This window comes from Methylobacterium sp. J-067 (genome assembly GCF_022829465.1).
In the GTDB taxonomy this organism is placed as follows: domain Bacteria; phylum Pseudomonadota; class Alphaproteobacteria; order Rhizobiales; family Beijerinckiaceae; genus Methylobacterium; species Methylobacterium litchii.
On the sequence record NZ_JAKSXZ010000146.1, the window covers coordinates 97,708 to 119,024 of the forward strand.

Sequence of the window (21,317 nt, forward strand, 5' to 3'; positions counted from 1 at the left end):
ATCTAGAGTACGCTTCCGCTGTCGCTTCGCGGCAACATCCACGCCCCGAACGAACCTGTGATGGAAAGCATCGGTTAACCATCGCGCTCCTATTGCCTATCGAGGCGCATGGGAAACGACATGGTCCGATGCTTGGCCGCGCGTATTTGATCCGCTCCGTAGTCCTCGGCCTGGCCGCCGTCCTGGCTCTGGCCGTGCCCCTGCGCGCTCAGGACAGCGAGCGCGGGGCGGCCGTCGCCATCGGCGCCGACCTGTCGAGCCAGGGCAACCAGAGCAAGCTCACCCTTACCCTGTCGCGGCCGGTCGATGCCCGCGCCTTCGTGATGGAGCGGCCCGACCGCGTGGTGATCGACCTGCCCGAGGTCAACTTCCAATTGGATTCGGATTCCGGCCGTCGGCGCGACGGCGTGGTGCAGTCCTTCCGCTACGGCCTGTTCGCGCCGGGCCGCTCGCGCATCGTCATCGACCTCGCCGCCCCCGCCACCGTGGGCCGGATCGACACCGCCACCCGCCCCCGCGACGGGGCGGTCCTCATGACGATCCCGCTTCAGAAGGTGGATCGCGACGCATTCCGCAAGGCCGCCGCCTCTGCCGATCCCCGGCCCGCCCCGGCCCCCTCGGCGGCCGCGACGACCACCGATCCGCGCCCGCTCATCGTCATCGATGCCGGGCATGGCGGGACCGATCCCGGCGCCATCGCCACGACGGGCGTGTTCGAGAAGGACATCGTGTTCGGATTCGCGCAGGATCTGGCGGGCAAGCTGAACGCCGCCGGCCGCTACCGGGTGCAGATGACCCGTGACCGCGACGTGTTCGTGCCCCTGAACGAGCGCGTGCGCATCGCCCGCGAGGCCAAGGCCGACCTGTTCATCTCGATCCATGCCGATTCGATCTCCTCGGCGCCGCAGGTGCGCGGGGCGACGATCTACACCGGCTCCGAGAAGGCGACCGACGCCGAATCAGCCAAGCTCGCCGAGCGCGAGAACCGTGCCGACGCCGCCGCCGGCGCGGAAGCCGCCGAGGCCGCGCCGGACATCGCCGACATCCTTCAGGAACTGACGTTGCGCGAGACGCGTGGCTTCTCGTCGGGCTTCGCGCGCAACCTCATGGGCCAGCTCGGCCCTGTGATGGAGATGAGCACCAAGCCCCACCGCGAGGCCCGCTTCGTGGTGCTACGCTCCCCCGACGTGCCGAGCGTGCTGGTGGAACTCGGCTACCTGTCGAGCAAGCGCGATCTGGAGAAGTTGCAGGACCCCGAATGGCGCGCCGGGGTCACGGGATCGATGGCCAAGGCCGTCGATCAATTCTTTGCAACCCGCACGAGTATCGGTAAGCCGGGCACCGGGACGCGCCGGTCGGCCGCCATCGCCCCAGTTTCACCATAGATACGGTGTGGATACGGGGCGTTCGGATGCCCCGGCACGCGAGGTTGCAAAGCGGCTCCTCGCGGGGCTCCTGAGGGCAGCGTCCGGGAGCCGATTGCGCCGAGAGTCGGTGCAACTCCGGGCTGGCGGCGAGCGGAAAACCGGATGCGTCTGATCCTTCGTTTCTTCGGGATTCTGTTCAGTGCCGGCGCGGTGCTGTTCTGCGTCGGCGCCGTGGTGGCCGGCTACTTCTACTGGAAGTACAGCCAGGACCTGCCCGACCACGCCGCGCTCGCGAACTACGAGCCCCCGGTGATGACCCGCGTCCACGCGGCGGACGGCTCGCTGCTGGCCGAATATGCCCGCGAGCGCCGGTTGTACCTGCCGATCCAGGCCATGCCGAAGATCGTCGTGGCGGCCTTCCTCTCGGCCGAGGACAAGAACTTCTACAAGCACGGCGGCATCGACCCCGAGGGGATCGTGCGCGCCTTCCTAACCAACGCCAAGTCAGGCAAGCGGCAGGGTGCCTCGACCATCACGCAGCAGGTGGCCAAGAACTTCCTGCTCTCCTCGGAGCAGACCTACGACCGCAAGATCAAGGAGGCCCTCGTCGCCCTACGCATCGAGGCCGCCTACTCGAAGGACAAGATCCTCGAGCTCTACCTGAACGAGATCTTCCTCGGCACCATCGTGCCGGGCCGGAACCTGCACGGCGTCGCCGCCGCCGCGCTCGATTATTTCGGCAAGTCCGTCCACGAGTTGACGATCAACGAGGCGGCCTACCTCGCCGCGCTGCCGAAGGGGCCGAACAACTACCACCCCTACCGCAAGACCCAGGCGGCGCTGGACCGGCGCAACGAGATCATCCGCCTGATGCGGGAGAACGGCTACATCACCCGCGAGGAGGAGGAGAACGCCAAGAAGCAGCCGCTCGGCGTGAACCCCCGCGTGGCCTTCCCGAACGGCTCCATTGCCAACTACTTCACCGAGGAGGTCCGCCGCGAGATCTCCGAGCGCTACGGCGAGAAGAAGCTCTACGAGGGCGGCCTCTCCGTGCGCACCACCCTCGATCCGAAGATGCAGGCCTGGGCGCGCAAGGCCCTGGTGGACGGCCTCGTGCGCTACGATCAGGCGCATGGCTGGCACGGCCCGGCGAACCACGTCGACCTGACCGGGCGCGATTGGGGGCAAGCCGCCTCCGAGGTGCCGGCGCTGGGCGACGTCGCCCCCTGGCGCCTCGCCGTGGTGCTGGGCTCCGGCGCGAGCGGCATCCAGGTGGGGCTCCAGCCCCGTCGCGAGGCCTCCGGCCAGATCTCCAAGGACCGCGAGACCGGCGTGATCACCCCCGAGGGGATGCGCTGGGCCGGGCGACCGAACCTGCGGCCGGGCGACATGGTCTATGTCGAGGCCATGGATGGCGGGCGCAACCAGTACCGCCTGCGCCAGCGGCCGGAGGTCTCCGGCGGCATCGTCGCCATGGACCCGAACACCGGCCGCGTGCATGCGATGGTCGGCGGCTTCTCCTACGATGAATCCGAGTTCAACCGCGCCACCCAGGCGATGCGCCAGCCCGGTTCGTCGTTCAAGCCGATCGTCTACTCGGCGGCGCTCGACAACGGCTACACCCCCTCCTCCATCGTGCTCGACACGCCGATCACCATCGAGGCCGGGCCCGGCCAGGAGGCGTGGACGCCCTCGAACTACGACGGCAAGTCCGGTGGCCCGCACACGCTGCGCTACGGGATCGAGCACTCGAAGAACCTGATGACGGTGCGCCTCGCCAAGGATGTCGGCATGCCGCTGATCGCGGAGTATGCCCGCCGCTTCGGTGTCTACGACGACCTGCTGCCGGTGCTGCCGATGTCGCTCGGCGCGGGCGAGACGACGGTGATGCGCATGGTCACCGCCTATTCGATGCTCGCCAATGGCGGGCGCCGCATCCGCCCGACGCTCATCGACCGGATCCAGGACCGGATCGGCGAGACGATCTACCGGCACGACAACCGCAAATGCGTCGGCTGCGACGCGGAGAAGTGGTCGGGCCAGGACGAGCCGAAGCTGGTGGACGATTCCGAGCAGGTGCTCGATCCGCTCACCGCCTACCAGATGGTCTCGATCATGGAGGGCGTCGTCCAGCGCGGCACCGCCACGATCCTGAAGCAGATCGGCAAGCCGCTGGCCGGCAAAACCGGCACCACCAACGACGCGAAGGATGCGTGGTTCGTGGGCTTCTCCCCCGACCTCGCGGTGGGGATCTATATCGGCTTCGATAAGCCGCGCTCGCTGGGCGACCGGGCGACCGGTGGCGGCCTCGCGGCCCCCATCGCCCTCGACTTCCTGAAGCAGGCGCTGAAAGACAAGCCGCCGACGCCGTTCCGCGTGCCGCCGGGCATCAAGCTGATCCGCGTCAACCTCGCCTCCGGCACCCGCGCCGGCTCGGGCGAAGGCGCGGGCACGATCCTGGAGGCGTTCAAGCCGGGCACCGCCCCGCCGGACGCCTACGTGGCCCCGGCCAGCAGCGCCCCCGCCGCCGCCGCGCCGAACGCCGACGCAGCCGCCCAGGCCGGTGGGGTGTACTGAGCTTCCCCTCCCCTCTCGCCGCAAGCGGCGAGAGGGGACAGTGCGATCTCAGAAGAACGCCTGCAGCCCCGTCTGCGCCCGTCCGAGGATCAGGGCGTGGACGTCGTGGGTGCCCTCGTAGGTGTTCACCGTTTCGAGGTTCTGGGCGTGCCGCATCACGTGGTACTCGCCCATGATGCCGTTGCCGCCGTGCATGTCGCGGGCGACGCGGGCGATGTCGAGTGCCTTGCCGCAATTGTTGCGCTTGATCAGGCTGATCATCTCCGGCGCCATCTTGTGCTCGTCCATCAGGCGGCCGACCCGCAGCGAGGCCTGGAGGCCGAGCGTGATCTCGGTCTGCATGTCGGCGAGCTTCTTCTGGACGAGCTGCGTCTGCGCGAGCGGGCGGCCGAACTGCTTGCGCTCCAGCGTGTAGTCCCGCGCCCGGCGCCAGCAATCCTCCGCCGCGCCCATGACGCCCCAGGAGATGCCGTAGCGTGCCCGGTTGAGGCAGCCGAACGGACCCTTCAGGCCGGAGACGTTCGGCAGCAGCGCGTCCTCCCCGACCTCCACATCCTCCATGACGATCTCGCCCGTGGTGGAGGCGCGCAGGGAGAGCTTGCCCTTAATAGTCGGCGCGGAAAGACCCTTCATCCCCTTCTCAAGAATGAAGCCGCGGATGGCGTCGTCGTGTTCCGCCGACTTCGCCCAGACGACGAACACGTCCGCGAAGGGCGCGTTCGAGATCCACATCTTGGCGCCAGAGATCCGATACCCGTCGGCGGTCTTTACCGCCTTGGTCTTCATACCCGCCGGATCGGAGCCGGCATCCGGCTCGGTGAGGCCGAAGCAGCCGATCCACTCGCCCGAGGCGAGCTTCGGCAGGTACTTCCGGCGCTGCTCCTCCGAACCGTAGGCGTAGATCGGGTACATCACGAGGGAGGATTGCACGCTCATCATCGAGCGGTAGCCGGAATCGACCGCTTCCACGGCCCGCGCCACCAGCCCATAGGCGACGTAGCTCGCGCCCGCGCAGCCGTATTCCTCCGGCAGGGTCACGCCGAGAAGGCCGCGCTCGCCCATCTCCCGGAACAGGCCGGGATCGGTCTTCTCGTGGGCATAGGCCTCGACGATGCCGGGCAGCAGCCGCTCGCGGGCGAAATCCTGCGCCGCGTCGCGGATGGCGCGCTCGTCCTCGGTCAGTTGCTCGTCGAGCAGGAACGGGTCGTCCCACACGAAGCGCGCGGAGGGCGGGGCGGAGGGGGAGGCGCTGCCCGGGGGGCGCATCGGCGCGTTCATGGGTTCCTCGCAGGGTCGCGCGGGTCTCATGGCCCGCTGTCGTCGGGTCAACCTAAACCCATGCCGGCCCGCGGCCAACGCGACGGGTGACGCGCGGCCCGTCCCGTCAGGCCTTGCCGAGGAGAGTGAGCCAGAACAGCGCCGAGAGCGGCGCCATCAGCGTCGAAACCAGCACCGAGGCGGCGATCATGCCCATCTCGGTCTTGTAGCGCGCGGCCATCAGGTAGGCGTTGATGCCCACCGGCATGGCGGCGAACAGCGTCGCGACACCCGCATAGGCAGGCGGCATCGAGAAGACGTGGAAGGCGAGCAGCCAGACCGCGAGGGGATGCAGGATGTTCTTGAGCAGCGCGATGACCAACGCGCCCTTCAGATCGAACAACACCTTGTAGCGCTTAAGCCCCGCCCCGAGGGCGACGAGGGCGCAGGTGGAGGCCGTGCCGGCGAAGGAATCGATCAGCGCCTTCGGGATGCCCGAGGGGGTGATGCCCGTCCCCTTCAGCACCATGCCGACGATCAGGGCGACGAAGATCGGGTTCTTCAGCAGCACCAGGGCAAGGCCCCGCAGGCGCGCGAGGATCGGCTTGTCGGAATCCGATTCGATGAGGAACGTGGCGCTGCCCATCATCAGGGGCAGGTGGACGGCGAGCAGCATGAACAGGGGGAAAGCCCCCTCCTCGCCATAGGCCTGCAGGATCATCGGCACGCCGACGAACACCGTGTTCGACTGGCTCGCCGCGAAGCCGTGCAGGATCGCGCCCCGGCGCTCCACGCCGGCCCGCCGCTTGGCGATGAGCGTGCCCGTCAGCCACGACAGCGCCGCGCCGCCGAAATACGAGACCCAGTACGACCACGCGATCTCGCCGCTCATCCCCGGCCGGGTCAGCGTCGCGACGATCAGCGCGGGCACCGCGACCGCGAAGACGTATTCCGAGAGCCCGTCGCTCACCTTGTCGGAGATCAGCCCCGTCAGCGCGGCGCCCCAGCCGATCAGGACGATCCCGAAGATCGGGGCGATGATGGTGAGGGCGTTCACGGATCCGGCAATCTGGCGCAGGCTCGACAGCGAGCTTTGCCGGCGCATAGCACGGCGATGCGCCGTGCAGACCTTCGAAGAACGCAGGGACGACTTCGCAGTACAACCTACGGGGCCCTTGACCGCTCTTCGGCACCGGCCCCATATTTTCGGAGCGGCCCATGACGGCTTTCGCCGCCCCGGACCTTCTTGTTGGTTAATTAACCGAGCTTAACGCGGAGGATCAGGTGCCAGCTGGTCCTCCGCACTCGTTTCACCACCACAAGAACGCTGATCCGTGGCAGGCACCACATCTCGGCGTCTCCGAATGACCGAGCGATGTCCTCGCCCGCAGGCACCCGTCGGCTCACCGGGCACGGGATCTGGACATCCTGGCGGTTGTTTGCGCCGACCTTACTGGTTTTCGAGCACCTTCAACGGGTCCGTCCGCTGGCTCGCGCTCGGCTCCTTGGTGAGGTTCTGTCCGTCCTGGCCCTCGACGCCGGCCGACTTGGCCGTACCCTTGCCGCCGACGCCGGTGTCGCCGGTATTCTGGCCCGGCACCACGCCCGTCGCGAGTTCGAGACAGGTGATCATCTCGACATAGGACGGGTAGCCGCCGGCCTTGAACTGCGCCTCGCATTGCCGCTTCGCGGCGGGCGCGTATGAGTTCCAATGCTTCTCGGCCTGGCTCTTGGCGTCCTTCTCGGAGCGCAGACAGCCCTCGTAGCTCGCCTTGTCGTTGACGCCGGGATCCGCGATCTGGGACGACCGGCAGGTCTTCTCCACGTCGAGGTCGGGCACCGTGTCGGCCTGGGCGTGGGCGGCGAAGCCCAGGATCAGGAACGCGGCGGGGAGAAGCGGTCTCATCGGAGGTCTCGCGGGCTGAAGGCGCCGGGCGCCGTGGCGGATGTCCGCGACAACGCGCCAGCGCGCCTTTCGGCACCAGCGGCGATCCATCACCCCGCGTGCGCGGCCCTCAGGGCGGCGTCGAGGTCGGCGTAGAGGTCGTCCGGGGCCTCGATCCCCGTCGAGAGGCGCAGAAGATCGGGCGGGCACGGGCTGTCCGGCCCCTCCACGGAGGCGCGGTGCTCGATGAGGCTCTCGACGCCGCCGAGCGACGTCGCCCGCTTCCACAGCCGCACCCGCGCGGCGGTGGCGATGGCCCCCGCCTCGCCGCCCACGACCCGCAGCGACAGCATGAAGCCGAACCCGTCGTGCATCTGGCGGGCGGCCACTGCATGGCCCGGATCGCCCGGCAGGCCGGGATAGAGGACATGCGCCACATGGGGATGCCCCTGGAACCGCGCGGCCAGGATCGCGGCACCGGCCGATTGCGCCGCCGCGCGGAGGTGGAAGGTCCGCAGGGAGCGCATCAACAGGTAGGCCTCGAACGGCCCGAGGATGCCGCCGCTGCCGGCGCGGATGCCGGCGATCCGCTCCCAGAACGCGTCGGCCTTCGCCCCCATGAGGGCGCCAGCCACGACGTCGGAATGGCCGTTCAGGATCTTGGTCGCCGAATGCATCACGATGTCGGCGCCGAGATCGAGGGGGCGCGTGTGGAACGGCGAGGCGGCGGTGGAATCCACCGCGAGCCGCGCGCCGGCCTCGTGGGCGAGGGCGGCGGCGGCGGCGATGTCGGTGACGGTCCAGAGCGGGTTGCCGGGCGTCTCGATCCAGACGAGCTTCGTCGCGCCGGGGCGGATCGCGGCCTTCAGGCCATCGAGGTCGTCGGTGCCGACGAAATCCACCGCGATGCCGCGCCGGGGCATCTCCGCGCGCAGCCAGCGCTTCAGCGCCCAGTACATCACATGGCTCGCGACCACGTGGTCGCCGGGCTCAAGGGCGCCGAACACGGCCGTCGCCGCCGCCATGCCGGAGCCGAACAGCATGGCCCCCGCCTGCGCGCCCTCCAGCATCGCGAGCACCGCTTCCGCCTCGCGGACGGTGGCGTTGTCGGGCCGGGCATAGGAGAAGCCCGACGAGTAGCCGTTATCCGGGTCGCGGATGAAGGTCGTCGCCACATGGAGCGGCATCACCACGGCGCGGGTGGCCGGGTCGACATGGCCCATCGCCTGCGCGGCGAGGCTCCGCCGCGAGAAATCCACCGCTTGCGTGTCGTCCGGCATGCCACCCGGCGCCTCTGGTGCGTTAGTGCCTGACATCCGATTTGTCCTGCCCGTTCCGCGCCCGCGCTGACACGACGGCGGGGCCGCCGCAACCCACGCCAACCGACGAGCCGCCATGACCGCCGCCACCCATGTCCCGGAAGGCCCCGCGCTGAGGCCCTGGCTGCGCCTCGCCTGCGCGGTCCTGCCGGTCGCCGCGACGGCGTTCATCGGCTCCGTCTCGACCCAGGCCGAGATCGGCGGCTGGTATGCCGGCCTCAACAAGCCGTGGTTCAACCCGCCGGACTGGGTGTTCCCCGTCGCCTGGACCGTGCTCTACACGATGATCGCCGTGTCGCTGTGGCGGCTGCTCGGGGCGCGCCCGCTCACCGGGCCGAGCCGCGAGGGCTGGCGACTGGCGCTCGGCGCCTTCCTCGTCCAGATGGCCCTGAACGCGGCCTGGACGCCGGTCTTCTTCAGCGCCCACGCCATCGGCCTCGGGCTGATCGTGGTGGCAACCCTGCTCGTGATGGTGCTCTGGACGATCCGCCTGACGTGGCGGTTCGACCGGGCGGCGGCGTGGCTCCTCGTGCCCTATGCCTGCTGGGTCGCCTTCGCGACGATCCTGAACGCGGCGGTGCTGCGCCTCAACTGAGGGACGTCTGCCTCACCCGCCCGCATGCTCGTGCGCTTCCTCGCCCGCCGGCTTGCCGTCGTCGCGGGCGCGGTGAAGTAGGAAGATCGCGAAGACCATCACGATGATCAGCCCGGCGAGCACGCCGAGCTCGATCATCGCCGCCTGAAACAGCGCATACTTCTCCGGCGTCATGTCCTTCGCGTGGGTGAGTTCGGAGGATTGCAGGGTGATCACCAACACCCGCCGGATCGACGCGATCAGCCCGACGATCAGGAACGGCTCGACGGTGAGCTTGCCCGACCGCATTGAGACCCGCACCGTGTGCAGGATCTCGATGATCATCAGCAGGAACAGCAGCCGGTCCACGACTTCGAGGATCTGGTCCGCCCCGCCGAGCGAGCGCAGGGCGCCCCAGGTCAGCACCACCGCCTCGGTGAGCGCGGCCAGGGCGGTGAGAGCCAGCAGCAGGCCGAGGGCCGCATAGATCGCGTGCTCGGTGTGCAGGAAGATGAAGCTCGCGGCCCGCGTCAGGCGACCCTGATCCTGGTCCTCGTCCTGCTCGGCCATGATAGTCCCCCGTCGTGATTGGGTGTAGAGCGCGGCCGTTCGAAGGGAATACCGGTCTCAGTGCAGGAACGGCAGGGTGTGCGGCGCGAGGTAGCCGAAGGCGAGCAGCGCCGCGCCCGCGATGCCCAGCGCCCCGCCCGCGAAGACCAGGGCGGCGATGCCGGTGATGACCTCCGCCGAGGCGAGCACGATGCCGATCTGGAAGGCGGCCGAGGCCAGTTCGTAATGGTGGTAGCGCAGGAGCGAGAGGTCGCGGCGCTCCTCGGCGAGCTTGGCCTTGGCGGTGAGTTCCTTGCGGCCCTCGCCGGTGGCGGGCTCCGACTCGTAGCGGGCGAGAGTCTTCGCCCATTCGGCGCGCTTGGCCTGGATCGCCTCCTGGCTCGTGCCCGGCGGCAGGAGGGCGATGGCCTCGTCGGCGGTGCGGATCACCGTCATGCGGATCGTCCGCGCCTGGAAGAACGCCCAGAGGTTCGAGGCCTCGACGTTGGCGCCCAGGGCCTCCGTCTGCGAGGCTTTGCCGAGGGTTTCGCTGAAGGCCAGGAACAGGGCCAGCACCGAAATCAGCAGCGCCACGCGCTTGTTCGAGCTGCCCCCCGACCCGTGACCACCCGACATGCCCGCACTCCCCCATTCGTGTCCCGGGCGGGAGACACCTTATCGCGGGGCGAAGCGCAAGGGCCTTCGCGCTACTCCGCCGCGACGCGGGGCGGCCGGTGTCCGTCGTTGGAGGCCGAGGGATGGTCGTAGGCGGGGGCGTCGAGCGGATCGTCGCGCTCGCCCACGAAGCGGCCGAGCAGCCGGCCGATGAACCGCGAGAGATCGTCCATCAGCACGAAGATCGCCGGCACGAAGACGAGGGACAGACCGGTCGAGACGATCAGCCCGCCGATCACGGCGATGGCCATGGGCGAGCGGAACTCGCCGCCGATGCCGAGCGCCAGGGCGGAGGGAATCATGCCGGCGGCCATGGCGATGGTGGTCATCACGATGGGCCTGGCGCGCTTGCGGCCGGCATCGACGATGGCCGTCGTGCGGTCGACGCCCTCGCGGATCTGCTCGACGGCGAAGTCCACGAGCATGATCGCGTTCTTCGTCACCACGCCCATCAGCATCAGGATGCCGATGACCACGGGCATGGAGATCGGCTTCTGCACGATCAACAGCGCCAGGATCGCGCCGCCGATGGAGAGCGGCAGCGAGAACAGGATGGTCAGCGGTTGAAGGAAGTTGCCGAACAGCAGGATCAGCACGCCGAAGACCATCATCAGCCCGGCGCCCATGGCCAGGGCGAAGCCTTCGAACACCTCGCCCATCACCTCGGCGTCGCCGGTCTGCTTGATGGTGACGCCCGGCGGCAGGTCCTTCGCCGCCGGCAGCTTCAGCACCTGCGAGATCAACTCGCCGAGCGCGTCCGAGCCCTGCATGTCGCCCTCGATGGCGACGCGGATGGCGCGGTCGTAGCGGTCGATGGCGGTGGGGCCCTGGCCGAGGGTGATGTCGGCGACCGTTTCCAGCGGCACGGCCTGCCCGCCCTTCACCGGCACCTTCATGGCGCCGATCTCGGAGAGCTGGCCGCGCAGAGTCTCGGGCAATTGCACCCGGATGGGGATCTGCCGGTCGGTTGCGTTGAACTTGGCGAGGTTGAGCCCGATGTCGCCGATGGTCCCCACCCGCACCGTTTCGGCGATGGTGTCGGTGGAGACGCCGAGGTCGGCCGCCACCGCCGGCTTCGGGCGGATGCGGATCTCGGTGCGGTCCAGGGGCGCCGTCGACATCACGTTGACGAGGTGGGGGACGCTCGCCGCCTCGCGCTGGAGCCGAGCCGCGACGTCGGCCACCACGGCCTTGTCCGGGCCGGCGACGATCAGCGCGAGATCGCGCTGGCCGCCCTCGCGCAGCGCCCAGAAGCGGATGTCGGGCTCCTCGCGCAGGATCGCGGCGACCTCGGCATCCACCTGCTTCTGCGTGCGGTGGCGGGTGTTCTTCGGCGTCAGGTTGATGGTGAGGCTCGCGAGCCGCACCTCCTTCTTGCCGGGCAATTGCCGGCCGCCGTCCACGAAGACGCTCTTCACCTCCGGCAGCGTGCGGATCCGGTCCACCAGCTTGTCGCTGATGGCGACGGTGTCCGGCAGGCGCGCGCCCGGCGGCAATTCCACCACGAACAGGGTGCGCGCCTGATCCTCGGCCGGCAGGAAGCCCGCCGGCAGCAGGCCGGTCGACATGATGGAGGCGACGAAGCAGGCCAGCCCCAGCACCAGCGTGATGTACTTGTGGCGCACGGACCAGCGCACGAGGCGGGTATAGCCGCGCATCACCGGGCCTTCGTGGCTGTGGTCCGGCCCGTGGTCGCGCAGGAAGTAGGCGGCGAGCAGCGGCGTGATGAGGCGGGCCACCAGCAGCGACATGAACACCGCCGCCGCGATGGTGAGGCCGAACTGCTTGAAATACTGGCCGGCAATGCCGCCCATGAAGGAGACGGGGGCGAAGATCGCCATGATCGTCGCCGTGATGGCGATGACCGCGAGCCCGATCTCGTCGGCGGCTTCCAGCGAGGCGCGGTAGGGCGATTTCCCCATCCGCATGTGGCGGACGATGTTCTCGATCTCCACGATGGCATCGTCCACGAGGATGCCGGTGACGAGGGTGATGGCAAGCAGGCTGACCGCATTGAGCGAGAAGCCCATCGCGCTCATGGCCCAGAAGGTCGGGATCACCGAGAGCGGCAGCGCCACGGCGGCGATCACCGTCGCCCGCCAGTCGCGCAGGAACAGGAGCACGACGATCACGGCAAGCGCCGCGCCCTCGATCAGCCCCATCATCGCGGAGTGATAATTGCCGATCGTGTTGGTGACGCTGGTGTCGATCAGGTCGAAGCGCACATCGGGGTTGGCCTCGTGCAGGGCCTCGATCTTCTTGGCGACGCCCACCGAGACGTCGGCATCGCTCGCCCCCGTGGCGCGGGAGATGGCGAAGGCCACCACCGGCTCACCGTTGAACCGGGCGAAGGTGCGCGGCTCCTCGGCCGTGTCGGCGAGGGTCGCCAACTCGTCGAGGCGCACCTTACGGTTGCCGGGCACGACGATGGACGTCGCCGCCAGGGTGTCGAGGCTGGCCGACGCGGCGAGGGCACGGATCGACTGTTCCTGCCCGCCGACCTCGGCACGGCCGCCGGCCATGTCGGCGGAGGTCAGGCGCAATTGCCGGTTCACGTCGGCCGCCGTGATGCCGAGCGACAGCAGCCGGTCGGGCTTCAGGGTGACGCGGATCTCGCGGGCAACACCGCCCAGGCGCTCCACACCGCCGACACCCTTCACGCTCTGCAACCCGCGCGCGACGACGTCGTCCACGAACCACGACAGGTCCTCGGGCGTCATCGCGGGCGCCGAGGCGCCGTAGATCATGATCGGCAGGCCGGCGATCTCCACGCGGGAGATAATCGGCTCATCGATGGTACGTGGCAGGTTGATGCGGATCTTGGAGATCGCATCCTTCACATCGTTGACTGCGCGGTCCTGGTTGATCTCCAGCCGGAACTCGATGGTCGTGGTGGAGATGCCCTCGGTGATGGTGGAGAGGACGTGCTTCACGCCCTTCACCCCGGCCACCGAATCCTCGACCCACTTCGTCACCTGGGTCTGCAATTCGGAGGGCGCGGCACCGGCCTGGGTGATCGTCACCGAGACGATCGGGATGTCGATGTTCGGGAAGCGGGTGATCGGCAGGGAGCGGAAGCTCACCAGCCCCAGCACCATCAGCACCAGGAACAGCACGATGGAGGGCAGCGGCTTGCGGATCGCCCAGGCGGAGACGTTGAGGCGCATCGCTCGTCCTCAGCGCGCTTCGGCGATGGCGGGGGGCGGGGCGGCTTCCACCGCCCGCACCCGGTCGCCGTCGCGCAGGAAGCTGCCGGCGCGGGCCACGACCCGCTCGCCCGCCGCCACGCCGTCGCGGATCTCGGTGAAGCCCTGGGACGAGAGACCCGGCGTGACCTTGCGCGCCTCGACGCGCCCATCCTTCACGACGAGCAGGCTCGCCCGCCCGTCGGCGGCGTAGATCAGGCTCGACACCGGCACCGCGATGCCCTCGCGCCGGGCGACCTCGATGCTGCCCCGGCCGAAGGCACCGATGCGCAGGGCCGGATCGTCGGCGAGGCGGATGCGCACCTTGCCCAGGCGGGTCATGCGGTCCACCTCCGGGTAGACCCGGCGCACCGAGCCGCCGACGGCGCGCCCCGGATCGAGGGTGAGCCGGGCGGGATCGCCCACCTTCAGCCGGGCGAGCCAGGTCTCCGGCACCTCGCCCTCCAATTCGATTTCGCCCCGGGCGATCAGGCGGAACAGCGGCTCGCCCACCGCCGTCGCCGTGGCGCCGACGCGGGCGGTCCGGCGGTTGACGATGCCGGCCTCGGGGGCGCGGAGATCGGTGCGCGCCCGGCGCAGGGCGATCTCGGCGCCCGCCGCCTTCGCCGTGGCGAGGTCGGCCTGGGCCGCCTGGAGCCCGCCCTTCGCGGCGGCGACCCGGCCGATGGCGCCCTGCGCGGCGGAGGCGCGCTGTTCCAGCACCGCCGCCGTGGCGTTGCCGGTCTTGCTCAGGGTCTGGGCGCGTTCGAGGGAGAGCCGTGCCTCGGTCTCGGCCGCCTCGGCCTGGACGATCTGGCTCTGCGCCTGGACGATGGCGGCCTCGGCGCGGGCGATGGCCGCCACGTTGGACGCCTCCTGCGTCGCGATCATCTCGCTCGACAGGCGGGCGAGGACTTGCCCCTTCGCGACCCGGTCCCCCTCCTCGACCAGCAACTCGGTGATGCGCAGCCCCTCGACCTCGGGGGCGACGAGGATTTCGTCGCGTGGGACCAGCGTGCCGGTGACGACGGCGTTCTCCACGATCTCGCGCCGCTCCGCGTGCACCACGGTCACGGCCGGGGCGATGGCGGCGGGCTCGGGCACCGAGGCGGGCTCGACGGCGCGGGCCGGGGAGGCCAGCAGCACCAGGGCGAGGGCGCACGCGGCGTGCGCGGAACGGATCGTCACAGGGAAAGCTCGCTGGCGCCGGTACGGAGACATGGCAGGTTATCCGCCGGGCACCCGGCGTTTTGATGGCGGGTCTTCTTGCCCCGATCGTCACGGCCACGCTGCAACCAGTCCAGACAGACCGCGTTGTCGCGCCGAAAGCGTGGCCACTTGAGGGACCGTTCCATGAGCATCTTTCAGATCAGGCAGAAGAACAACGGCGCCGTGCTCTGGACGGGCTCCGCCCCTGACGAGCAATCCGCCCTCGACGCCATGGCGCGCGAGGCCGGCTACCGCGATTATTCCGCCCTGCCCGATACTCTCCGCAGTGAAGGCGTGCAGGCCGACAAGCTCGACCTGATCTCGTAAGTCCTCAGACTATCGCAAACCGCCTTCCCCGGCCAATCCGTCGAGGAAGGCGGCACAGCGTCTGAGCCCCTCCGGGTCGTACAGGCCCGCGATGGTCTTCGGATCGAGGGCCAGCGCCTCACGCATCAGGCCGGGCCACGCCTCGGCCGCCGGCCACGCGGGCCGGACCAGGGCGGCGCCCAGTTGTCGCAACGCCTCGGCCTTCTCCGTCTGCTCCCCATAGGCACGCGGTTCCGGCAGGCACAGGAAGCGCTTTCCGTATGCGGCGGCCAGCGCCACGAGCCCGTCGCCCCCTCCCCCGACCAGAACCGCCGCCTTCGCGACGAAGGCCCCGACATCGGCGACCCAACCGTGCAGGTGCAGGTTTGCGGGCGTCTCCCCCTGCCCCGAGACCGGGCCGAGGACGTGCCATGTCCGCTCGGGCACGGCGCGGGCCGCCGCCGCGAGGGCGCCGAGGTCGCCGCCCTCCCCGCCCTTGCCGAACACCACCACGACGTCCTGCCCGTCTGCGGCAAGCGCAGGCCGGCTCCCGCCGAGGAAGCCCGCATAGAAGGTCTTCGCCCTGACCCAATCCGGCGTGCCTGGCGATTCGAGGGAGGCGGGGAACGGGGCGAGCACCTGGCTCGCGCTGCGGAACGCCTCGCGATGGGGCCGGTCAGTGCGCTCGCCGGCGAGGCGCACCACCACCGTCGGCACCGAGAGCAGGCGGGCGAACAGGGCCACCTCCACCGAGACGTCCACGACGAGCAGCGCCGGGTCCGTCCGCTCCACCCAGGCGGCGATGCGGGCCATGCGGCCGCGCAGGCCGGGATGGCGCAGGGGCGCGTAGTGGAACGCCTCCGGCCGTTCGGCTTCGCCGTCGTGTCCGTCGAAGCCCGCGCCGTCGCCGAGGGGGCGGTCGTCGGGAAGGTCGAGCACGTCGAGCCCGGTCGTGTCGGCCTCCGCCAGGGTGCCGATGATCGTGCAGGGTCGGTGCAGGTCCGCGGCGACGGCGCGGGCGCGCTGCAGATGGCCCGCGCCCTGATGGTGGACGTACCACCCGATGCCGCGGGTCACGCAGCCTTCCTGGCGCGGCCGCGCCGCTCGATCCGCGCGGCGATGTCCGCGAGATCCTTCAGCGCGATGTCGATGTCGCAGACGGGGGCCGGGGCCGAGCGCGTTCCGATGAGGCGGTCGGCGCGCTCCACGAAGGCGATGGCGTTGGGGCACCCGGTCGCGAGCACCGCCGCGAGGTCGCCGGAGCCGAGGCCGAGGGCGGCGCAAGCCTCCTCGCGCTCCCCCTCGGGCAGGTCGTAGGCGCGGCGGAGGGCGGCCCGGCGCAGCACCAGCTGCTCCCAGAAGCCGGCCTCGGGCAGGAGATAAGCCTCCCCGGAGACGGCCCGCGCCCGGCGCTCCATCTCGGTGGCCATGCCCCCCGCCACCCGCCCATCGCGGCGGGCGGAGACGAGGACGTGGATGTCGGGGCAATGGCGCAGCCGGGCGCCGCCGTCGCGCATCAGGCCGACGAGGGCGTTGTCCTCGCCGCAGGGCAGCGGCGGCAGGCCGCCCACCGCGCGGTAAAGCGAGACCGGAAAGCCGAGGCTCGCGCCCGTATGGTCGCCATGGCGCGGGGCCGGATCGTGCGGCGCCGGATCGAGCAATTCCTCAAGGCGGCGCACGCCGGCCCAGTAGCGCTCCACCCGCGCGTTGAGATCGGTGACGCCCGGCGCGAGGTCGTCCTCGCCGTCGATCACCAGCCGGCCGCCGACGATCTCGGCATTCTCCAGGGCGCGGAGGTTGGCCGAGACCCAGGTCGCGGGAAGGCGCGCATCGGCGTCCGTGGTCAGGAGGATTCCGTCCTCCGCGCCGAGTTCGGCGAGCCAGTTCGCACCCGCATCGAGCGCCATGCGCCGGGCGGTGCCGACATGGGCCTCCGCCCCTTCGAGGGTGGCCTCGACGATGCGTAGGTCCAGCCCCTCGAACCGCCCGGCCTCCTGGCCCTCGCGCAGCACCTCCACCATCCCGTCGGTGCAGTTGTTGGCCAGCACCACCACCCGGACCGGGCCTTCGGCGTCCTGGCCGGCGAGGCTGTCGAGCAGGAGGGGCAAGCGCGCGGCCTCGTTCCGGGCCGGGACGCAGACGACGCAGGGACGCACCATGAAAGACCTCTGGGATACCTTTTAGCCGCGACCGCCCGCCACCCGGCGCAGGCTCGGCCGGGCCCGCTCCGAGGCGTGGGCGATGACGTCGTCGTAGATTTCGAAGTAGCGCTCGAACATGGCCTCGGCGTCGTACAGTGCCTCGGCCCGGTCGCGGCAGGCGCGGCGGGAGAGGCCGACGGCCCCGCGGATCGCCTCGGCGAGGCTCAACGCGTCATCCGGCTCGGCGAGGCGGCCGCAGGTCTCGTCGAGGATGTCCGGCAGGGCGCCCCGGCGGAAGGCGGCGACCGGCGTGCCGCAGGCCAGCGCCTCGGCGACGACGAGGCCGAACGGCTCCTCCCAGCGCGGCGAGACGATCGCCACCCGCGCCCGGCCGAGATGGCGGGCGAGGTCGCGGTGGGCGAGGTGGCCGAGATGGGTGAGGTCCGGCCCGAGGCGGGGCGCGATCTCCTGGTCCCAGTAGATCGGGTTCATCTTCGGCCCGGCGAAGACCAGCGGTAGACCGGCCGCGCGGGCGGCGTCGATGGCGAGGTGCAGGCCCTTTTCCGGGACGATCCGGCCCGACCAGAAGGCGTAGGGCGGGTCGTCCGGCGTGGCGCCGTAGGCGAAGGTCGAGAGGTCGACGCCGTTGCCCACCACCTGCGCGTGGGGAACGATCTCCGACCATTCCTGCGCCAGGGACGGCGAAACGGCGAGGAAGGCCATGTGCGGGTCCGCCGCGACGACGCCCTGGGTCAGGCTCTCGAAGGGCGGGGTGTGCAGCACCGTCACCCACGGCAGACCGAGACGAGCGCTCTCGTGCAGCGGCAGGGCGTGCAGGGCGTTGTTGTGCACGAGATCGAAGCCGCCCGCCGCCACCATGTCCATCATCCGGCGGTAGGCCTCGGCCTCGGCGCGGTCGATCTCCTCCTCGCGCTCCGGGTTGGCGACGGCGCAGCCGGTCGGCTCGCACAGCATCACCGGTTCCAGCGCAGGATCGGACCCCTTGCTGGCGAAGAGAACGACCTCGTGTCCCCGACGACGCAGCGCGGCGGTCAGGAGATGGGTATGCATCTCCAATCCGCCGGCATGGGGTTGACCGATCGGATACTTGAGATGGGCAAGGACAGCGATCTTCACGCGTGCACCGATACGGTTGTGGACGGATGAGAACGGACCTGCCGGTCGCTGGAGACGAAGGGTAGGCCTGAGGCGGGCTCGGCGGTTATCGCGCACATGTTCTTATGGCCACGCTTGCCGGGTTCCGGGGCCCGAAAACCCTTTCGCATGGCAAGCATGCCAGAACGTCCTAGCCGCTCCGGTCTGAACGGAGGATGATCGTACCGGTAAAGGTGGTGTTCAGTTCTGGGCGTGCGCTCAGCCGAAGGCCCCGACCTCGTGCTGGATCATCCCCGAGATTTCCCGCACCTGCCCGAACATCCGCCGGATCGGCTGGAACAGCGTGGCGTGCTCCGCCTCGTAAGTACCAGTATCGCGCGGGCCTGCGGGCTCGCCGAAATTCAGGCCGAGCGTCGGGTCGGGCTCGTTCGGGAAGATCCCGTCGAGCATCGCCAGACACCCGTCGATGTCGAGGCGCAGGAAGCGCTCCAGCATCTGCTCGCGGGATATGCCCGCCTGCGGCCGGAAGCCGGGGATGTGCACAGCCAGAAACCAGATCCGGTGGATCAGGGCGAGCCGCAGGGCGTGGAGCAGCGTGAGCCGCGCCGACATGCCGTTGAGGTCGGGGGCGGCGGCGCGCAAAGCCAGCCAATCGCGGGTGAGGCGGCCGAACAGGCGGCGCAGGTCGGGGGCGAGGTCGAGCCGTTCGAGGGCGCCCGCGATCACCACCAGTTCGTCCCGGCGGAAATCCTTCTGCGTGCGCCGGGCGCGCTCCAGCCACACGGCCGGATCGAGGGTGTCGATATAGGCGCGCAGCACGTCGAGGTCGCCGACCGAGGCCGCGACCTGCACGAGGCGGAAGGCGCGGCTGAAGCGCAGCGAATCCCGCCGCATCTCCCGGAACAGGTCCGGCCCCCGCCCGGCGGCCCGGCCGAGCCCGTGCAGCGAGTTCGCCAGGAAGCCGAGCTGGTGCAGGATCGCGTTGTTGGGGATCGCCCGCATCTGGCGGGGATGGGTGATCCGCGCCGGGCCGCCCGCGTCGGTCTGGCGGGCCACGGGGCGCGAGCCCGTCCGGTCGAGGAGGCTCGGGCCGAAGGTGCCGAGCAGCGCCGCGTAACCCGGCTCGTCCACCAGCGCCTCCATGTCCTGGCGGACGACGGTGAAGAATTCCAGGGCGAAGTCGGGCTCGGAATAGATTGGGTCCTCGGCCGGCGCGCCGCCCGCCTTGGCCTCCGTGAGGGCATAGCCGGCGAAGGCGTCCTCCTCCGCCACGTCGAGGGCGTAGACGTGCTCGGCGATGCGGGCGAGGGTCGCCTGGGCGAGGTCCTTCGTGCCGAACAGCAGGTAGCCGTCCGTGCCCTGGAAGCTCGATTCGAGGCGCACCTTCAGCCCCGCCTTGCGGGCACGGTCGCGGGCATCCTCCGGGGCGAGGTAGGCGAGGCGGTCGCGCAGGGAGGTCGGGTGCGCGCCCCGGCCGATCGATTCGCCGTGGGTGTCGAAGATCGCGAGCTCGACGTCGGCGAGGCCGTTCTGCACCAGCATCTCGGTGATGCGCAGGCGCAGGCGCTCGATCCAGAAGGTCGCCGCGAGCTGCCCGACATAGCGGCCGGAATCGGAATAGCCGAACTGCACGGTGAGCCGGCCGATGCGCTTGAGGTAGGCCCGCCAATGCGGGTTGCGCAAAGCGTCGTCGAGCACCCGGATGCCCTGTTCGAGGGCGCTCGCGGTCTCGAACAGCGGCGTGATCTCGAGCTTGTCGGCGATGCCGTAATGCCGGGCGAGCCAGAGGGCGGCGAGCAGGGTGTAGCCGGTCTCCGTCTCGGCGATGAGGAAGCGCACCGGGTGGGTGCCGTCCACGTGCTTGAGGATCTGCGCGATCGTCATCATCAGCCGCGCGGCCGAGGCGCGCTCGGCGGCCAGCGCCCCGAAATCCACGGCGACCGGCGTCACGTCGTTGAGGAGCGTGTGGATCGTGGCGAGGTGCGAGCGGCGCTGGGCCGCGTCGGTGGGCTCGCCTTCGAGCTCGATCACCCGGCGGACAGCGTTGTGGATCTGCGAGGCGTTCAGCCGGAAATGCGGCAGGGCGTTCGACAGGCCGTGGGTCTCGACGCCCGCCCGCAGCACCGCGATGGCCTGGCGGTCAGCCTCCTCGCCCGCCCCGGCCAGCGCCGCGTCGAGGGCGGCAACGAGGGGGCCGGCATCGGTCTGCGCCCGCTCGCGCTCGATGATGAGCGCCAGGGCGAAGCGGTGCACCGCTTCCAGCGACGGCTTGTCCCCGAGCCTCGGGGCGACGGCGAGCTGCCGGTTGACGGCGCTCAGCGCTCCCTCCGCAAGGCCCCGCGCCTCGCGGGCGGCGGGGATGTCGGGCAGTTCCCGCATCACCCGGTCGAACTGCATCCGCTTGGAGATCAGCCGGTAGCGTACCGTGTCCCACCAGCCGATATCGGTGCGTCCGTCCGTGTCGCAGCCGACCCAGCTCGCCACGGCGAAGGGGCGCGGGCGAAGCTCGGCCCAGCGATCCGGCCAGCGGGCGCGGGCGGCATCGATCAGGGCGCCGTTGAAGGCGTCCAGCGCAAGACGCGCGTTGTTGGCGGCGGCGCAGGCCTGTTCGAATTCGAGATCGAGGGTGACGGGCGAGTCCGGCCGGGTGGACAGGGCGGCGGCCTTGCCGATGGGCGCGGCGCGCTCGGCGGCATCGCGCAGGCCCGCCGCTTGGGCGAGGAGGTCGGCCACGGCGCGGGGCATGCCGAAGGTCGGGTGCGCGGTGAACACCACCGCGAAGGCCGTGCGGTGGATGAGGGCGGCGAAATCCTCGAAGGCCCCGGTCCTGTCCGGGACCGCCGACACCAGGGCCGCTGCCACGGAGGTATCCGCCTTGCCGTTCAGCCCGACATAGTCGCGCAGACGCTGCGCCCGCGCCTCCAGGGATTCGGCGCGCAGCCGCTCGAACAGGCCGTCGAGATCGCCTTCCGCGATTTCGCCTCGGTCGAAGGAGCGGGTGATGGCCAGCGTCACGGCCAGGACGGGGTTGCGGAACGGATCCTCGCTCGCCTGCTCCCGCGCCGAGTCGATGAGCCCGAGGAGATGCGCTTCCAGCTCCTCGGGACCACGGCCGATCTGCTGCTGCATGGTGTATCCTCGCTGAGCGTCCGTCCTC

16 protein-coding genes are annotated in these 21,317 nt (G+C 70.3%); 4 read left to right on the forward strand and 12 right to left on the reverse strand.

All coding sequences use genetic code 11. The features are described 5' to 3' along the window. The first annotated feature begins 128 nt into the window (after positions 1 to 128). A complete protein-coding gene (locus MKK52_RS23845; RefSeq protein ID WP_243958648.1) occupies positions 129 to 1,385 on the forward strand; it encodes an N-acetylmuramoyl-L-alanine amidase in 1,257 nt (418 codons plus the stop codon). Between the two features lie 144 nt (positions 1,386 to 1,529). Further along, positions 1,530 to 3,944, forward strand: a complete 2,415-nt coding sequence (locus tag MKK52_RS23850) for a penicillin-binding protein 1A (protein ID WP_243958656.1) — start codon at positions 1,530 to 1,532, stop codon at positions 3,942 to 3,944. 48 nt (positions 3,945 to 3,992) lie between these two features. Here MKK52_RS23850 and MKK52_RS23855 read toward each other — a convergent pair whose 3' ends face one another. From MKK52_RS23855 to MKK52_RS23870, 4 genes are all read right to left on the reverse strand, one after another. Beyond that, the gene (locus MKK52_RS23855; RefSeq protein WP_243958671.1) at positions 3,993 to 5,222 is read right to left on the reverse strand and encodes an acyl-CoA dehydrogenase; all 1,230 of its coding nucleotides are present in this window, start codon (positions 5,220 to 5,222) and stop codon (positions 3,993 to 3,995) included. Positions 5,223 to 5,328: 106 nt separating this feature from the next. After that, complete coding sequence (locus tag MKK52_RS23860) at positions 5,329 to 6,258, reverse strand: AEC family transporter (protein WP_243958673.1); 930 nt, start codon at positions 6,256 to 6,258, stop codon at positions 5,329 to 5,331. 393 nt (positions 6,259 to 6,651) lie between these two features. Then, entirely contained in the window at positions 6,652 to 7,107 is a 456-nt protein-coding gene (locus MKK52_RS23865; RefSeq protein WP_243958675.1) for a hypothetical protein, read from the reverse strand. 89 nt (positions 7,108 to 7,196) lie between these two features. Continuing rightward, positions 7,197 to 8,402, reverse strand: a complete 1,206-nt coding sequence (locus MKK52_RS23870; RefSeq protein ID WP_409564732.1) for a trans-sulfuration enzyme family protein — start codon at positions 8,400 to 8,402, stop codon at positions 7,197 to 7,199. A gap of 79 nt (positions 8,403 to 8,481) precedes the next feature. Between MKK52_RS23870 and MKK52_RS23875 the strand changes: the two genes are divergently transcribed. Further along, positions 8,482 to 9,000, forward strand: a complete 519-nt coding sequence (locus tag MKK52_RS23875; RefSeq protein ID WP_243958677.1) for a TspO/MBR family protein — start codon at positions 8,482 to 8,484, stop codon at positions 8,998 to 9,000. A gap of 12 nt (positions 9,001 to 9,012) precedes the next feature. Here MKK52_RS23875 and MKK52_RS23880 read toward each other — a convergent pair whose 3' ends face one another. From MKK52_RS23880 to MKK52_RS23895, 4 genes are all read right to left on the reverse strand, one after another. Next, positions 9,013 to 9,549 carry a phosphate-starvation-inducible PsiE family protein gene (locus MKK52_RS23880; RefSeq protein ID WP_243958679.1) on the reverse strand — a complete coding sequence of 179 codons (537 nt, stop codon included), beginning with the start codon at positions 9,547 to 9,549 and terminating at the stop codon, positions 9,013 to 9,015. Between the two features lie 57 nt (positions 9,550 to 9,606). Further along, a complete protein-coding gene (locus MKK52_RS23885) occupies positions 9,607 to 10,164 on the reverse strand; it encodes a DUF4337 domain-containing protein (protein ID WP_243958681.1) in 558 nt (185 codons plus the stop codon). A 71-nt stretch (positions 10,165 to 10,235) separates the two neighbouring features. Further along, the gene (locus MKK52_RS23890) at positions 10,236 to 13,370 is read right to left on the reverse strand and encodes an efflux RND transporter permease subunit (RefSeq protein ID WP_243958683.1); all 3,135 of its coding nucleotides are present in this window, start codon (positions 13,368 to 13,370) and stop codon (positions 10,236 to 10,238) included. 9 nt (positions 13,371 to 13,379) lie between these two features. Then, entirely contained in the window at positions 13,380 to 14,609 is a 1,230-nt protein-coding gene (locus tag MKK52_RS23895; RefSeq protein ID WP_243958684.1) for an efflux RND transporter periplasmic adaptor subunit, read from the reverse strand. Between the two features lie 132 nt (positions 14,610 to 14,741). Here MKK52_RS23895 and MKK52_RS23900 point away from each other — a divergent pair, with 132 nt between their 5' ends. Then, positions 14,742 to 14,924, forward strand: coding sequence for a hypothetical protein (locus tag MKK52_RS23900; protein WP_243958686.1), 183 nt, complete (start codon positions 14,742 to 14,744; stop codon positions 14,922 to 14,924). Positions 14,925 to 14,933: 9 nt separating this feature from the next. Here the strand turns inward: MKK52_RS23900 and MKK52_RS23905 are convergent, their stop codons facing one another. The 4 genes from MKK52_RS23905 to MKK52_RS23920 form a co-directional block, all read right to left on the reverse strand. After that, positions 14,934 to 15,980, reverse strand: a complete 1,047-nt coding sequence (locus MKK52_RS23905; protein WP_243958688.1) for a glycosyltransferase — start codon at positions 15,978 to 15,980, stop codon at positions 14,934 to 14,936. Next, entirely contained in the window at positions 15,977 to 17,062 is a 1,086-nt protein-coding gene (locus tag MKK52_RS23910) for a glycosyltransferase (RefSeq protein ID WP_243958690.1), read from the reverse strand. Before MKK52_RS23910 ends, MKK52_RS23905 begins: the two co-directional genes overlap by 4 nt. 21 nt (positions 17,063 to 17,083) lie before the next feature. Continuing rightward, positions 17,084 to 18,181, reverse strand: coding sequence for a glycosyltransferase family 4 protein (locus tag MKK52_RS23915; RefSeq protein ID WP_313898774.1), 1,098 nt, complete (start codon positions 18,179 to 18,181; stop codon positions 17,084 to 17,086). Positions 18,182 to 18,418: 237 nt separating this feature from the next. Beyond that, on the reverse strand, positions 18,419 to 21,289 hold the full coding sequence (locus MKK52_RS23920; protein ID WP_243958694.1) for a phosphoenolpyruvate carboxylase: 2,871 nt from the start codon (positions 21,287 to 21,289) through the stop codon (positions 18,419 to 18,421). Positions 21,290 to 21,317 lie beyond the last annotated feature (28 nt).